Genomic DNA, 15,368 nt, shown 5'->3' with positions numbered 1-15,368 from the left:
TCCCCCTCCTACAGATTGTTTAATTGCTTACGTAATGCTTCACGTCCGCGGTGAATCCTCGTTTTCACCGTTCCAAGAGGCATATCTAAAATCTCGCTAATTTCCTGTAATGATAATTCTTCAATATATTTCAATACTATAACTGAACGGTATTTATCCGGCAAACGTCCAATTTCATATTGAATGCGATCTTGCAATTCCATTTGCTCTATCTGTTCTTCTGGTAGCTGGCCATCTGCTGCAATCTGCGAATACATATCAAGCCCTTCTGTGCCAGCTACTTCTGCATCTAAATAGTAATCCGGCTTTTTCTTCCTGATACGATCTATACAAAGGTTTGTCGCTATTCGATAAAGCCACGTCGCAAATTTTCTTTTCTGATCAAAAGTATGCAAGTTCATATAGGCACGAACAAATGCTTCTTGTGCAATGTCCTCAGATTCTTGCTTGTTCCCTAACATCCTATAGCATACTTGGTACAGTTTGTGCTGATAGAGACTCACAATATCTGCAAATGCGTTTTGATCGCCTTTAAGCACTTGTTTTATTTTCTTGTTTACTAACGCATCCATTGTGTTTATTTCTCCACCTTTACAACTGTCTTATACTATACGGCACATCGATAAGAAAAGTTTCATTTTGTTATTAATTATAACAAAAGATTTTTATATATTGTTACAATAGGAAATTTTTTGTTAAATTTCTTTAAACTAGGGTCTCACCAAATAAGGAGCCCATTAACGCTACTGCAACATCGGCTGTTCTATTCTTTTCATCTAAAATCGGATTAACCTCAACGAATTCAGCGGATGTTAGCATGCCTGATTCCTGAAGCATTTCCATCGCCAAATGGCTTTCTCGATACGTAATACCACCAGGTACAGGTGTCCCAACTCCCGGAGTATAAAGTGGATCTAACCCATCTAAATCAAGCGATAAATGCAAACCATCTACATCGCGCTCTCTTAAATAAGCTAGAGCATCTTCCATTACACGGGTCATTCCAAGACGATCTACCTCGTGCATTGTATACACTTTGATTCCTTGCTGACTAATTAATTCACGTTCTCCTGGATCTACAGAACGCGCTCCAATAATAATAACGTTTTCAGGTTTAATTTTCGGTACATTATTACGAATTTTCACTAACCGCTCATGACCAAGTCCAATACTTACAGCTAATGGCATACCATGTATATTACCAGACGGTGTCGTTTCAGGTGTATTTAAGTCAGCGTGCGCATCAAACCAAATAACACCTAAATTCTTGTAATGCTCACCAAGCCCTGCAAGAGTGCCAATAGCAATGCTATGGTCGCCACCCAGTACAAGTGGAAACTTCTTTTGTTCAATTGCTTCATTTACACTATTTGCTAAGGACGTACTTACATCGATAACTTCCTCTAAATTAAGTAGCTGTTTATCAACAATAGTGCCATCTTGTTTTTGACTAACACGTATATCCCCTTGATCATGTACTACATGCCCTATTGCCTCCAAGCGCTCTACAATACCTGCGTAACGGATAGCACTTGGCCCCATATCTACCCCTCTGCGAGTTTGCCCATAATCAGTTGGAACCCCAATAATAGAAACATTTAGTTTATTCATTTTTTCATACCCCCTTTAAGTTGTAAGACTATTGTAAAGCCTACATCCTGCTTGGCTCAACCTTACAATTTTATGAATATTTATACAATTAAGAAGAGCATAAAAAAATCTCCTGCTGTTTTTAGCAAGAGATTAGTATCTGTAGTTAATGTTACACTTTTTATTCTATAAAAGTGAGCCATGAAGGACTCGAACCTTCGACCCTCTGATTAAAAGTCAGATGCTCTACCAACTGAGCTAATGGCTCAAAATAAAAATGGCTGGGGTACTAGGATTCGAACCTAGGCATGACGGAATCAAAATCCGTTGCCTTACCGCTTGGCTATACCCCAATCATAAATAAAAAAACTGGTGGAGGGGGACGGATTCGAACCGCCGAACCCTAAGGAGCGGATTTACAGTCCGCCGCGTTTAGCCACTTCGCTACCCCTCCGAAATAACACATTATGGTGGAGGATGACGGGCTCGAACCGCCGACCCTCTGCTTGTAAGGCAGATGCTCTCCCAGCTGAGCTAATCCTCCATAGAAAACAGGTGTTTATTTCTTTACAGTTTTTATTTTATTTTTAAGCATTTGCACTACTACAACGCTTTAAAAATGGTGACCCCTACGGGATTCGAACCCGTGTTACCGCCGTGAAAGGGCGGTGTCTTAACCACTTGACCAAGGGGCCATTTTTTAATGTCTTAAACAAGACAATTATTATAATAACATTTTTTAATGTACGATGCAATACTTTTTTTAATATTTTTATGTATACATCATCTTTAAAAACGGGCAAAAAATGGCTCCGAAGGCAGGACTCGAACCTGCGACAACCTGATTAACAGTCAGGTGCTACTACCAACTGAGCTACTTCGGAACAATACTATTCAATTCGGTTTTTAAAACCTCTTAAGTACATTTATTATTATAGCAAGCATTATAAATTATGCAATACTTTTTGTGAAAATTTTTATATTTTTTGTCGAAGTCTTCCTGCGCATTAACAACAGGCCTAATAGTTCTCTATTAAATCTAATATTTCTGTTTTATGTACAGAATATTCTTGCTGTATATTATTGTAATTGTTAAAATGAGAATAGTTTTATGAATTTTCTATTAAATTTGTTTGGGGGAGGAATGTTCACATGGTAACAAACGATTTAATTGCACCAGAATTCTATAATATTACAGAAGAATTGGAGAAATTTTCTCAAGATAGCGATCTCCAAGCAATACGATGGCTAAATACTCAGCAGGAACGTCGAACTATTTCCTATGTTGAACTTGTTCAAAAAATGAATCAATACGCGCATGCCTTTACGAAGAAGGGGCTTCAAAAAGGAGATCGCGTATTAGTTATTATTCCACGTCTTCCTGAGGCTTATTTTGTCTTTCTTGGCTGTCTAAAGGCTGGAATTGTTCCTATTTCATGTTCAGAAATGTTACGTGCAAATGATTTAGAATATCGTATGGAGCACTCTTCTGCAAGGGCAGTAATTGCCTATGAAACGTTCACAAGTGAGGTAGATCGAATTACTTCTTCAGTAGAGGCTTTAAATAATAAATTAGTTATAGGTACTGCTACAAGTAATTGGACTTCTTTAGATGAATTAGCAAGTACTCAGCCAGATACATTTACAGCAGCTGCTACTAAAAGAGATGATATGGCATTTCTTTCTTATACATCTGGCACCACTGGCAAACCAAAAGGAGTTGTCCATTCACACGGATGGGGATATGCACATATTAGAACAGCTGCTTCTCAATGGCTTTGTGTACGTGAAGGTGACTTAGTTTGGGCTACAGCAGCTCCAGGCTGGCAAAAGTGGATTTGGAGCCCATTTTTATCGACTATAATGCTGGGCGCAACTGCATTTGTATACCATGGAGGATTTGATGCAAAAACATACCTTCAACTACTCCATGATGAAAAGGTCAATGTGTTATGCTGTACTCCAACGGAATATCGAATCATGGCGAAGACTGATAATTTAAAAGACTATAATCTATCTTCTCTACGAAGCGCTGTTTCGGCTGGTGAACCATTAAATCGACCAGTCATCGAAACATTTATGAACAACTTCGGTCTAAAAGTGCGCGATGGCTATGGTCAAACGGAAAATACTTTATTAATAGGCACACTTGAAAATACTGAGTTACGTCCGGGTTCTATGGGTGTTCCTACCCCAGGCAATATTGTCCGTATTATAGATCATGAAGGCAACGAGGCACCGGTTGGAGAAGTTGGAGATATTGCAGTACACAAGTCATCTCCTGCTCTATTTAAGGAGTACTATCGTGAGCCTGAACGTACACAAGCTGCCTTCCGTGGAGATTGGTATATTACTGGAGATCAAGCCAAATGCGATGAAGATGGTTACTTCTGGTTTGAAGGTCGAGGAGATGACATCATTATTTCATCAGGCTATACAATTGGGCCATTTGAAGTAGAGGATGCTTTAAACAAACATGAAGCTGTACAAGAGTGTGCTGTAGTCGCAGCACCAGATGAAATTAGAGGACATATTGTTAAAGCATTTGTCATCTTACGAGAAAACTACAAAGATCGTAATGAGGATGAGTTAACAAAAGAACTACAGGAGCATGTTAAAGCATTAACAGCCCCTTATAAATATCCTCGTAGTATTGTTTTTATCGATGAGCTACCAAAAACAACTTCTGGTAAGATTCGTCGTATAGAGCTACGAGCAGCAACTGTATAAAATAATAAAGAGACATTTCACCAATCACTTGGCTGAAATGTCTCTTATATATATTGCGATTATTTAATGTTCTTTTGGAATATAAAAAAAGCCACTACTGAGTTTATCAGCAGCGACTTTTTGCGCCTAGCGACGTCCTACTCTCACAGGGGGAAGCCCCCAACTACCATCGGCGCTAAAGAGCTTAACTTCCGTGTTCGGTATGGGAACGGGTGTGACCTCTTTGCCATCATCACTAGACTATTGTTGGCTTTCAATATACATCGTATCTTGAAACCCTTAGTTGAAAGAATTGTTCTTTCAAAACTGGATAAACGGTGCATTGAATGTTTCAAACGTTTTGGTTAAGTCCTCGATCGATTAGTATTCGTCAGCTCCATGTGTCACCACACTTCCACCTCGAACCTATCTACCTCATCGTCTTTGAGGGATCTTACTTACTTGCGTAATGGGAAATCTCATCTTGAGGGGGGCTTCATGCTTAGATGCTTTCAGCACTTATCCCGTCCACACATAGCTACCCAGCGATGCCTTTGGCAAGACAACTGGTACACCAGCGGTGTGTCCATCCCGGTCCTCTCGTACTAAGGACAGCTCCTCTCAAATTTCCTACGCCCACGACGGATAGGGACCGAACTGTCTCACGACGTTCTGAACCCAGCTCGCGTACCGCTTTAATGGGCGAACAGCCCAACCCTTGGGACCGACTACAGCCCCAGGATGCGATGAGCCGACATCGAGGTGCCAAACCTCCCCGTCGATGTGGACTCTTGGGGGAGATAAGCCTGTTATCCCCGGGGTAGCTTTTATCCGTTGAGCGATGGCCCTTCCATGCGGAACCACCGGATCACTAAGCCCGTCTTTCGACCCTGCTCGACTTGTAGGTCTCGCAGTCAAGCTCCCTTATGCCTTTACACTCTACGAATGATTTCCAACCATTCTGAGGGAACCTTTGGGCGCCTCCGTTACCTTTTAGGAGGCGACCGCCCCAGTCAAACTGTCCGCCTGACACTGTCTCCTGCCCCGCTAAGGGGCATGGGTTAGAATTTCAATACAACCAGGGTAGTATCCCACCGACGCCTCCTTCGAAGCTGGCGCTCCGAGATCTCTGGCTCCTACCTATCCTGTACAAGTTGTACCAAAATTCAATATCAGGCTACAGTAAAGCTCCACGGGGTCTTTCCGTCCTGTCGCGGGTAACCTGCATCTTCACAGGTACTATAATTTCACCGAGTCTCTCGTTGAGACAGTGCCCAGATCGTTACGCCTTTCGTGCGGGTCGGAACTTACCCGACAAGGAATTTCGCTACCTTAGGACCGTTATAGTTACGGCCGCCGTTTACTGGGGCTTCAATTCGCAGCTTCGCTTGCGCTAACCACTCCTCTTAACCTTCCAGCACCGGGCAGGCGTCAGCCCCTATACGTCACCTTACGGTTTTGCAGAGACCTGTGTTTTTGCTAAACAGTCGCCTGGGCCTATTCACTGCGGCTCTCATGCGCTTGCACGCTCAAGAGCACCCCTTCTCCCGAAGTTACGGGGTCATTTTGCCGAGTTCCTTAACGAGAGTTCTCTCGCACACCTTAGGATTCTCTCCTCGACTACCTGTGTCGGTTTGCGGTACGGGCACCTCTCACCTCGATAGAGGCTTTTCTTGGCAGTGTGAAATCAGGAACTTCGTCCATACGGACTCGCCATCACAGCTCAACGTTATAGTGTGCGGATTTGCCTACACACACGCCTTACTGCTTGGACGCGCATATCCAACAGCGCGCTTACCCTATCCTACTGCGTCCCCCCATTTCTCAAACGGTGAGGAGGTGGTACAGGAATATCAACCTGTTGTCCATCGCCTACGCCTATCGGCCTCGGCTTAGGTCCCGACTAACCCTGAGCGGACGAGCCTTCCTCAGGAAACCTTAGTCATACGGTGGACGGGATTCTCACCCGTCTTTCGCTACTCATACCGGCATTCTCACTTCTAAGCGCTCCACCAGTCCTTCCGGTCTGACTTCAACGCACTTAGAACGCTCTCCTACCACTGACATCGTAGATGTCAATCCACAGCTTCGGTGAATCGTTTAGCCCCGATACATTTTCGGCGCAGCGTCACTCGACCAGTGAGCTATTACGCACTCTTTAAATGATGGCTGCTTCTAAGCCAACATCCTGGTTGTCTGTGCAACGCCACATCCTTTTCCACTTAACGATTACTTTGGGACCTTAGCTGGTGGTCTGGGCTGTTTCCCTTTTGACTACGGATCTTATCACTCGCAGTCTGACTCCCGTGTATAAATATCTGGCATTCGGAGTTTGTCTGAATTCGGTAAACCGGGATGGCCCCCTAGTCCAAACAGTGCTCTACCTCCAGTATTCTCATCACGAGGCTAGCCCTAAAGCTATTTCGGAGAGAACCAGCTATCTCCAAGTTCGATTGGAATTTCTCCGCTACCCACACCTCATCCCCGCACTTTTCAACGTGCGTGGGTTCGGGCCTCCAGTAAGTGTTACCTCACCTTCACCCTGGACATGGGTAGATCACCTGGTTTCGGGTCTACGACCACGTACTAATTCGCCCTATTCAGACTCGCTTTCGCTGCGGCTCCGCCTTCTAAAGCTTAACCTCGCACGTAATCGTAACTCGCCGGTTCATTCTACAAAAGGCACGCTATCACCCATTAACGGGCTCTAACTACTTGTAGGCACACGGTTTCAGGATCTATTTCACTCCCCTTCCGGGGTGCTTTTCACCTTTCCCTCACGGTACTGGTTCACTATCGGTCACTAGGTAGTATTTAGCCTTGGGAGATGGTCCTCCCGGATTCCGACGGAATTTCACGTGTTCCGCCGTACTCAGGATCCACTCAGGAGAGAACGAACTTTCGACTACAGGGCTTTTACCTGCTCTGGCGGACCTTTCCAAGTCGCTTCATCTAACTCGCTCTTTTGTAACTCCGTATAGAGTGTCCTACAACCCCAAGAGGCAAGCCTCTTGGTTTGGGCTCTTCCCGTTTCGCTCGCCGCTACTCAGGGAATCGATTTTTCTTTCTCTTCCTCCAGGTACTTAGATGTTTCAGTTCCCTGGGTCTGCCATCAAGACGCTATGTATTCACGTCAAGATACTACGCGATTAAACGTAGTGGGTTCCCCCATTCGGAAATCTCCGGATCAAAGCTCACTTACAGCTCCCCGAAGCATATCGGTGTTAGTGCCGTCCTTCATCGGCTCCTAGTGCCAAGGCATTCGCCGTGCGCCCTTAATAACTTAACCAAGTTATTAAGCCTATAAAAAAACTTAAAAAATAAATGTGTTTGTTACAATTTCAATGTCGTTTTATCCAGTTTTCAAAGAACAAGTTTTGAAGTATTTCATTCTATGATGAACCTTCAAAACTGAACGCAAAACGTAATCTTACAAACCCTAGGTTTGTATTCCGAAAATATCCTTAGAAAGGAGGTGATCCAGCCGCACCTTCCGATACGGCTACCTTGTTACGACTTCACCCCAATCATCTATCCCACCTTCGGCGGCTGGCTCCAAAAGGTTACCCCACCGACTTCGGGTGTTACAAACTCTCGTGGTGTGACGGGCGGTGTGTACAAGGCCCGGGAACGTATTCACCGCGGCATGCTGATCCGCGATTACTAGCGATTCCGGCTTCATGTAGGCGAGTTGCAGCCTACAATCCGAACTGAGAACGACTTTATCGGATTAGCTCCCTCTCGCGAGTTGGCAACCGTTTGTATCGTCCATTGTAGCACGTGTGTAGCCCAGGTCATAAGGGGCATGATGATTTGACGTCATCCCCACCTTCCTCCGGTTTGTCACCGGCAGTCACCTTAGAGTGCCCAACTAAATGATGGCAACTAAGATCAAGGGTTGCGCTCGTTGCGGGACTTAACCCAACATCTCACGACACGAGCTGACGACAACCATGCACCACCTGTCACCGTTGTCCCCGAAGGGAAAACCATATCTCTACAGTGGTCAACGGGATGTCAAGACCTGGTAAGGTTCTTCGCGTTGCTTCGAATTAAACCACATGCTCCACCGCTTGTGCGGGCCCCCGTCAATTCCTTTGAGTTTCAGTCTTGCGACCGTACTCCCCAGGCGGAGTGCTTAATGCGTTAGCTGCAGCACTAAGGGGCGGAAACCCCCTAACACTTAGCACTCATCGTTTACGGCGTGGACTACCAGGGTATCTAATCCTGTTTGCTCCCCACGCTTTCGCGCCTCAGCGTCAGTTACAGACCAGAAAGTCGCCTTCGCCACTGGTGTTCCTCCAAATCTCTACGCATTTCACCGCTACACTTGGAATTCCACTTTCCTCTTCTGCACTCAAGTCCCCCAGTTTCCAATGACCCTCCACGGTTGAGCCGTGGGCTTTCACATCAGACTTAAAGGACCGCCTGCGCGCGCTTTACGCCCAATAATTCCGGACAACGCTTGCCACCTACGTATTACCGCGGCTGCTGGCACGTAGTTAGCCGTGGCTTTCTAATAAGGTACCGTCAAGGTACAGCCAGTTACTACTGTACTTGTTCTTCCCTTACAACAGAGTTTTACGATCCGAAAACCTTCTTCACTCACGCGGCGTTGCTCCATCAGGCTTTCGCCCATTGTGGAAGATTCCCTACTGCTGCCTCCCGTAGGAGTCTGGGCCGTGTCTCAGTCCCAGTGTGGCCGATCACCCTCTCAGGTCGGCTACGCATCGTCGCCTTGGTGAGCCGTTACCTCACCAACTAGCTAATGCGCCGCGGGCCCATCTTATAGCGACAGCCGAAACCGTCTTTCAGTATTTCACCATGAAGTAAAATAGATTATTCGGTATTAGCCCCGGTTTCCCGGAGTTATCCCAAACTATAAGGTAGGTTGCCCACGTGTTACTCACCCGTCCGCCGCTAACGTCGAAGGAGCAAGCTCCTTCTCTGTTCGCTCGACTTGCATGTATTAGGCACGCCGCCAGCGTTCGTCCTGAGCCAGGATCAAACTCTCCATAAAAGAAATTTGATTAGCTCAAATTGTTTTGCTGGCATCATGTTTGATGTCCAAAATTTTGTTTCGTTCACTAACTCATGGTTAGCTACTAAAAACTTTATTGATTACGTTTTGCTTGTTCAGTTTTCAAGGTTCATTTTTTCATTTACTGTGTCACCTCTTGGCGACTTATACATAATAACATCGATTGTTCATGAAAGTCAACACTAAATCATAAGTTTTTTTAAAGGACTTTATTTTTTCGTTTAAAAAATAGAAACGAGGTTGTTATGATGGTTCGTAAAACGTTGATTTCACTGCTTTTCATAGTAATGCTGTTTGTCTTTATAAAGCCGATAAATTCTACTATGATTTCTGTATTTAACATTGCTGATACTCCAGCAGTTGTGACAAAAGGTCATTATGGTACATCACTTATTGTCGAAATTTCTTTCTCTGATGAAACCCTGTTGGACTGGCTTAAAACTGTAAAAGAACCTTATCCGCTTCTATTGTTAGATGCTGCTTGGATTGAACGTTCACCAGAGCACCTAAAAGTCATTCAAGAACGAAAACTACCTACAGGATTATTAGGGCCAGAGGATTCAGTGGAAAAGCCAATTGATCTTGCCGTCGTTCAAAAAGATATTAATATTTATGAAAAGCATTTTCAAGAAACACCACTTTGGTTTGCAACACGAAATCACCAGTATTCGCAGGATTTACAAAAAAACTTATTTCAACAGCAGATGAATATACTTTCTCCCTCTCTAATTTGGAAAGGTGAAAAGACACCTAAATTACAAAAGGGAGATTTTGTTTTTATGTCTTTACACCAAAATAGTAACATCTCGTTTAAAGAGCTAAATACATTTCTACAACAAAATAAATTTATATCGATTGAGGAAAATATATTCGGCTATAAAGTTCAAACTAAAAAATCACCATAACAAAGAAGTTGCCTCCAGATAATAGAGGCAACTTCTTTAATTACTTTAATTATGCGTTTTTAGCTTGTTCACGACGTGCTTTACGGCGTGCTTCTAATTTTTGACGATCTTCTTCGGATTTTGCATTATATTTTGGTAATACTAATAATTGATATGCATTTACAGCGAGTAGTGGGAATAGTAAAAGTGCAACATACTCGTTAATATTTTCATCGCGACCCATTAATGCAATTGTCCATTCCAGTGTCGTAACGACAATCATAAAAAATAATGCCGAAATGAAAACATGTTTCTTTCCTGTTAATTTCACTTTTTGAATCGCTGTTACTACAGCACCTATTAATAATACAATTAACAAACCAACATAGAATAACCAGCTTTGCCCATCTTTTACACCTGGTATAAAGCGGAAGAAGATAATATCAAAAATAGTAAAAGCAATCAATAATAGCTGTACCCAATTCCATAATGTAAGTGTTCTAAAAATATTAACTCCCACTTGATGGAGTGTTAAATAAGCAAAAAAGCCTGCCTGTGCAATAACACTCATTGTAAATCCTAAGAAAACCATCCATAAAAGCCCGGCCAAAAATTCACCCCAGTGACCGTTCGTTATATATGGTTGGAAGAAGTCCCATCGAATAAATAAACTGCAAATTCCGTTGACTGCGCCACCAACGAGCATTGCAAAGAAGAAAAACTTTGCCCAATTTCGTATCGTCACAACTAAAAGTCCCCCAATTTCTTATGTATATCTGTATTTATTTTAACAATGCATTGTTAAAAAAGCTATTTCTCATCCTAACCAATACATAAAGTCCTCATAAATGTGAACAATAATTGAAAGAGTCTATTTATAGAAAGGACTGATTATTGATGCGAAAATTCTTCTTACTACTAATTCTAATGCTGTTTCTTTCTGCCTGTTCACAAGAGAAAGCCTCTACCATGTCCTATGAAGAAATAAAAAAAATAATGATCGACTCTTTACAAACCGAGGATGGTAAAAAGGCGTTGCGGAAGCTTTTAGAGGAACCAAGTTTCCGTGAATTATTGGTTTTGGAGCATGATGAAGTGAAGAAAGCTACCGAATCTACCTTGCTTTCCAAAGAAGCAGAAGACTTTTGGAAGAAAACATTCGAAGATCCAAAATTTAAGGAAACCGTAGCTAAAAGTATGCAGAAGCAACAACAGGATATTATGAAGGAATTAATAAAGGACCCCTCTTTCCAAAAAGATATGGAGGCTTTCTTTGGCCAGCCAGATATGCAAAAGCAGTTAGAGAATATTCTAAAATCCTCCAATATGCGAAAACAAATGGAGGAAGTCGTCAAGGAAACAATTGAAAGTCCGCTTATGCAAACAAAGTGGCAGGAACTTATTAGGAAGAGCGGTGGTGAGGCAGGTAAAGCTGGTGGTGAGACAAAAGAAGCTGGCGGTGGGAAAAAGGAAGCTGGCGGTGGTGGTTCTGGTGGCGGAGGCTCAGACTCGGAGCAATCGAGCACACAATAACCCTATATATATATGTAAAAACGGATTTCCTCCATTGTTTGAGGAAATCCGTTTTCATTATTTATTTAATTTATTGATGATGTTCGTCGCGATGTCTAAATAGATTTGTCCAGTTGTATGTTTTTCAGCATAAACAGAAGGTGCAAAATCTTCTTCTGACCAGTCAGGTTGACCAAGAGGAATTTGTCCAAGTAGCTCTGTACGTAGCTCTTCTGCTAACTTTGGACCTCCACCTTGACCGAATACGAATTCACGGTCACCCGATTTCGATTCATACCATGCCATGTTTTCAATAACGCCTAAAATTTCATGATCAGTTTGTAACGCCATTGCACCCGCACGAGCTGCAACGAACGCTGCCGTTGGATGTGGTGTTGTTACAACAATTTCTTTTGACGAAGGAAGCATTTGGTGAATATCTAATGCAACGTCACCTGTACCTGGTGGTAAATCCAATAGTAGATAGTCTAGCTCCCCCCATTCTACATCACGGAAGAACTGATCTAACACTTTACCTAACATTGGCCCACGCCATACAATCGGTGCGTTATTTTCAACAAAGAAGCCCATTGAAATCATTTTCACACCTAAACGATCAACAGGGAAAATTCGATTGTCTACCACTTTAGGCATATCTGTAACACCCATCATATCAGGCACACTGAATCCATAAATATCAGCATCAATTAAGCCAACCTTTTTACCTAGACGTGCTAATGCAACTGCTAAGTTAACTGATACTGTAGATTTCCCTACACCGCCTTTACCAGAGGCAATTGAAATAACTTGTACTGTGCTAAGTGGAGATAAAATATCTTGTGCCTCAGCCTCAGTTGCTACGCCACGGAAGCTCTGTAGTTTTTCTGCTGACAGCTCTTCGAAACGAATACCAACTGTATTTGCACCCGCTTCTTTCAAAACTTCAACAATTTTCATTTGTAGCTGTAATTGTTCAGGTGTATTTGTTTTAGCAATCGCAATTTTTACACTGACATGATTCTTCTCTTCTTTTATCGTTACGTTTGTAATAGCGTCTGTTTCTGCAAATGATTTATGTAAAAATGGATCTTGTAGTTGTCCTAGTATTTCTCGTACTTGTTGTTCAGTTATCACGACGAACACTCCCCTTATATTATCTCAATGTTAGTATATCATAATGATTTGATTTACGTTGTTTTGTTGCTCTATTCAATTTTAGCTAATAGATACTCTTCTATACCTTCAACAATTGCATCTCCCATTTTTTCTTGGTATTTCTTATCAGTCAATAGCGCACGTTCCTCATCATTACTTATAAATCCTGTTTCTACTAGTGCAGCAGGCACCTCAGCTTTTTTCAGTAAATATATTTGTTGTATAGACATTGCTTCTCGGTCTGTATTTTTCAAATTAGTGCGAATGGAATCTTGAATGCTCTTTGCTAAGAATTCACTTTCAGCATGTCCTTCTTTATGATAAAAGACCTGTGCACCACGCCACTTTGTTTCAGGAATGGCATTTGCATGAATTGTAATAAAAAGATCCGGTTTTTCTTTTTCTACTATATCTTTTCTTAAAAAAATGTCCTGCTTCTTTCGTTCTCTCAATGTTCCATACTTTTCTGATGACGCGTGTTCGTCGATAACATCTCCATCTTTTGTTCGTGTCATTACGACTGTTGCGCCTTTCTTCTTTAATTGCTTCTCCACATGCTGAGCAATTGCAAGTGTAATTTCCTTTTCAATTACTTCGCCCTTTGAAGCACCTCCATCCTGACCACCGTGTCCCGCATCAATGACAATTTTTATGCCACCAAGTGGGTTCGGTAAGAAGAAGTTACGGTTCGAAGCATTCGTTTCATATGCCACGACCACTATACTCATTAGCATAATTACTCCTAGTGCAAGCCAGCGCTTCACCCATATCCACCACCCTTTTACATATAGTGTACGAAGTTAGTGATTGAACTATTCCAGAAAGTAAAAAAAACTCTCAAGTATTAAAATTGAGAGTTTAACTTGTAGTGGAAGATACTTTTTTAGTAATGCTTAACGGCATTAATCCATTAATAGTACAAGGACTAATGCCGTTAATTTTTTATTTTTGTGTAAATTCTGGTTTAAACTTACCTGTATAAGGTTCATGCTCAACAAATACTGTTATATCCTTACCGTCTTTATCTTTACCGGTTCTTTTGTATGTGAATTTCTTATTATTTAGCTCAGTAATTTCGAGCACAGCCCCATATTTATTGTCGCCAATTGAAACATGAGCTCTTAATTTATTTCCATCAATCACATTAAAGTATCCATAGTCACCGCGACTTTTACCTGTATCAGTATTGAAAAATTCATATTTATTCGTATTAGCATCATATTTCGCAATGCTAATAAAATTCGTATTATATTGTGTTACGTCATTCTTGTTTACATCTAATACAACTGTTCCTTGCCAAAGCGATCCAGCTAAAATTTTATCTCCATCTACGTCCTTAACGATAGGGCCTGTAGATTCATTTAATGGTTTATCTGGTGCAGTAAACGTTAGGTGTTTTTCCGTATAAGGGACATGCTCAACGAATACCTCTACATCGCTACCATTTGCATCTTTCCCCATGCGTTTATAAGTAAACATTTTATTTGTTACCTTAGTAATATCCACAATTTCTTGGTAATTTTTCGTTTCTGAGATCAATATTCTATGCTTTCCATCATTCGTAAAAAAGAAAACCCCTTTATCGTCAAGGCTTCCAGCTGTTTTTGGATCGAAGAATTCATAGCGTGCGGAATCAGCGTCATATTTCGCAAGGCCAAGTAAATTTGAATTTTCTGCTGTTAAATCTTTATTATTTTTGTCATAAACTTTTGTGGCTTCCCAGTCTGTACTACTAAGAATTTTGGCATTCGCATGACCGTCTGTTATTTCTGCCTGTCTTTGTTCTGCAGTATTTCCTGTTTTTACTTCCTCAGTTTTTTTTACATCAGTTTTATTACCACATGCACCAAGAAGTGCAACTGCTGCAAGTGATAATATTAATAGCCTTTTCATATATTGACCTCCATTTTCAGAATAACCAACTTGAAAATAGTATCAGCCATTTCTATATAAAATACACATCGCAATTGCTATTAATATAAAAGTACAGAAACAAAGCGTTGCATTTTTTACACAAAAAACCCTTTCTCGAAAATTCGAGAAAGGGTTTGAAAACGTTGATATAAAAACGATATTAACGTTTTGAGAACTGAGGTGCACGACGAGCGCCGCGTAGACCTGGTTTTTTACGTTCTTTCATGCGTGAATCACGAGTAAGTAATCCAGCAGATTTTAATGCAGCACGGAAATCTGGGTCTACTTGAAGTAGAGCACGAGCGATACCGTGACGTACAGCACCAGCTTGACCAGTGTATCCACCACCGTTAACGTTTACGTGGATATCATAGCTTCCTGTAGTTTCAGTAGCTACTAATGGTTGTTTAATTACTTCACGTAAAGCAGCGAATGGTACGTATTCTTCGATTTCACGTTTATTGATAACAATTTTACCTGTACCTGGTACTAAACGTACGCGAGCTACAGAGCTTTTACGGCGACCAGTGCCGATGTATTGAACTTGTGCCAAAGTAATATCC

General features: G+C 41.9%; 10 protein-coding genes, 6 tRNA genes and 3 rRNA genes. 3 read left to right on the top strand and 16 right to left on the bottom strand.

Going from position 1 to position 15,368, the window contains the following annotated elements:
• Window positions 1-8 precede the first annotated feature (8 nt).
• From sigW to ACZ11_RS01185, 8 genes are all read right to left on the bottom strand, one after another.
• Window positions 9-572: an RNA polymerase sigma factor SigW gene (sigW, locus tag ACZ11_RS01220; RefSeq protein ID WP_049662909.1), complete on the bottom strand. Its 564-nt coding sequence runs from the start codon at window positions 570-572 to the stop codon at window positions 9-11.
• 133 nt (window positions 573-705) lie between these two features.
• Window positions 706-1,611, bottom strand: coding sequence for an arginase (gene rocF / locus ACZ11_RS01215; protein ID WP_049662907.1), 906 nt, complete (start codon window positions 1,609-1,611; stop codon window positions 706-708).
• 174 nt (window positions 1,612-1,785) lie between these two features.
• Window positions 1,786-1,858, bottom strand: a tRNA-Lys gene (locus ACZ11_RS01210).
• A 10-nt stretch (window positions 1,859-1,868) separates the two neighbouring features.
• Window positions 1,869-1,943, bottom strand: a tRNA-Gln gene (locus ACZ11_RS01205).
• Between the two features lie 17 nt (window positions 1,944-1,960).
• Window positions 1,961-2,044: transfer RNA gene (locus ACZ11_RS01200), tRNA-Tyr, on the bottom strand.
• A gap of 14 nt (window positions 2,045-2,058) precedes the next feature.
• A tRNA-Val gene (locus tag ACZ11_RS01195) sits at window positions 2,059-2,134 on the bottom strand.
• Between the two features lie 76 nt (window positions 2,135-2,210).
• Window positions 2,211-2,285, bottom strand: a tRNA-Glu gene (locus ACZ11_RS01190).
• A gap of 112 nt (window positions 2,286-2,397) precedes the next feature.
• Window positions 2,398-2,474: transfer RNA gene (locus ACZ11_RS01185), tRNA-Asn, on the bottom strand.
• A gap of 268 nt (window positions 2,475-2,742) precedes the next feature.
• Here ACZ11_RS01185 and mbcS point away from each other — a divergent pair.
• The gene (mbcS, locus tag ACZ11_RS01180; RefSeq protein ID WP_049662904.1) at window positions 2,743-4,320 is read left to right on the top strand and encodes an acyl-CoA synthetase MbcS; all 1,578 of its coding nucleotides are present in this window, start codon (window positions 2,743-2,745) and stop codon (window positions 4,318-4,320) included.
• 124 nt (window positions 4,321-4,444) lie between these two features.
• Here the strand turns inward: mbcS and rrf are convergent.
• From rrf to ACZ11_RS01165, 3 genes are all read right to left on the bottom strand, one after another.
• Window positions 4,445-4,560, bottom strand: a 5S ribosomal RNA gene (gene rrf, locus ACZ11_RS01175).
• Between the two features lie 100 nt (window positions 4,561-4,660).
• Window positions 4,661-7,588, bottom strand: a 23S ribosomal RNA gene (locus ACZ11_RS01170).
• Between the two features lie 179 nt (window positions 7,589-7,767).
• Window positions 7,768-9,319, bottom strand: a 16S ribosomal RNA gene (locus ACZ11_RS01165).
• Together the 16S, 23S and 5S rRNA genes form the textbook arrangement of a ribosomal RNA operon.
• 266 nt (window positions 9,320-9,585) lie before the next feature.
• Between ACZ11_RS01165 and ACZ11_RS01160 the strand changes: the two genes are divergently transcribed.
• Window positions 9,586-10,245, top strand: a complete 660-nt coding sequence (locus ACZ11_RS01160) for a hypothetical protein (protein ID WP_236690754.1) — start codon at window positions 9,586-9,588, stop codon at window positions 10,243-10,245.
• 49 nt (window positions 10,246-10,294) lie between these two features.
• Here ACZ11_RS01160 and ACZ11_RS01155 read toward each other — a convergent pair whose 3' ends face one another.
• Entirely contained in the window at window positions 10,295-10,969 is a 675-nt protein-coding gene (locus ACZ11_RS01155; protein WP_049662894.1) for a KinB-signaling pathway activation protein, read from the bottom strand.
• Window positions 10,970-11,121: 152 nt separating this feature from the next.
• Between ACZ11_RS01155 and gerD the strand changes: the two genes are divergently transcribed.
• Window positions 11,122-11,757 carry a spore germination lipoprotein GerD gene (gerD, locus tag ACZ11_RS01150; protein WP_049662893.1) on the top strand — a complete coding sequence of 212 codons (636 nt, stop codon included), beginning with the start codon at window positions 11,122-11,124 and terminating at the stop codon, window positions 11,755-11,757.
• A gap of 57 nt (window positions 11,758-11,814) precedes the next feature.
• On the opposite strand, the gene ACZ11_RS01145 is transcribed toward gerD, so the two are convergent.
• The 4 genes from ACZ11_RS01145 to rpsI all read right to left on the bottom strand — a co-directional run bounded on the left by ACZ11_RS01145 (window position 11,815) and on the right by rpsI (window position 15,358).
• Window positions 11,815-12,870, bottom strand: coding sequence for a P-loop NTPase (locus tag ACZ11_RS01145; RefSeq protein WP_049662891.1), 1,056 nt, complete (start codon window positions 12,868-12,870; stop codon window positions 11,815-11,817).
• 71 nt (window positions 12,871-12,941) lie between these two features.
• Entirely contained in the window at window positions 12,942-13,655 is a 714-nt protein-coding gene (locus tag ACZ11_RS01140) for an N-acetylmuramoyl-L-alanine amidase (protein WP_049662890.1), read from the bottom strand.
• A gap of 178 nt (window positions 13,656-13,833) precedes the next feature.
• Window positions 13,834-14,784: a DUF4822 domain-containing protein gene (locus ACZ11_RS01135; protein ID WP_049662888.1), complete on the bottom strand. Its 951-nt coding sequence runs from the start codon at window positions 14,782-14,784 to the stop codon at window positions 13,834-13,836.
• Between the two features lie 181 nt (window positions 14,785-14,965).
• On the bottom strand, window positions 14,966-15,358 hold the full coding sequence (gene rpsI / locus ACZ11_RS01130; protein WP_004233744.1) for a 30S ribosomal protein S9: 393 nt from the start codon (window positions 15,356-15,358) through the stop codon (window positions 14,966-14,968).
• Window positions 15,359-15,368 lie beyond the last annotated feature (10 nt).

It is taken from the genome of Lysinibacillus xylanilyticus (assembly GCF_001183605.1).
GTDB lineage: Bacteria > Bacillota > Bacilli > Bacillales_A > Planococcaceae > Lysinibacillus > Lysinibacillus xylanilyticus.
This window is presented reverse-complemented; position numbering and strand designations above follow the sequence as displayed.

Excerpts from the sequence above, each read along its gene's own strand:
- sigW (WP_049662909.1), bottom strand. The coding sequence starts at position 572 with ATGGATGCGTTAGTAAACAAGAAAATAAAACAAGTGCTTAAAGGCGAT.
- rocF (WP_049662907.1), bottom strand. The coding sequence starts at position 1,611 with ATGAATAAACTAAATGTTTCTATTATTGGGGTTCCAACTGATTATGGG.
- mbcS (WP_049662904.1), top strand. The coding sequence starts at position 2,743 with ATGGTAACAAACGATTTAATTGCACCAGAATTCTATAATATTACAGAA.
- ACZ11_RS01160 (WP_236690754.1), top strand. The coding sequence starts at position 9,586 with ATGATGGTTCGTAAAACGTTGATTTCACTGCTTTTCATAGTAATGCTG.
- gerD (WP_049662893.1), top strand. The coding sequence starts at position 11,122 with ATGCGAAAATTCTTCTTACTACTAATTCTAATGCTGTTTCTTTCTGCC.
- ACZ11_RS01135 (WP_049662888.1), bottom strand. The coding sequence starts at position 14,784 with ATGAAAAGGCTATTAATATTATCACTTGCAGCAGTTGCACTTCTTGGT.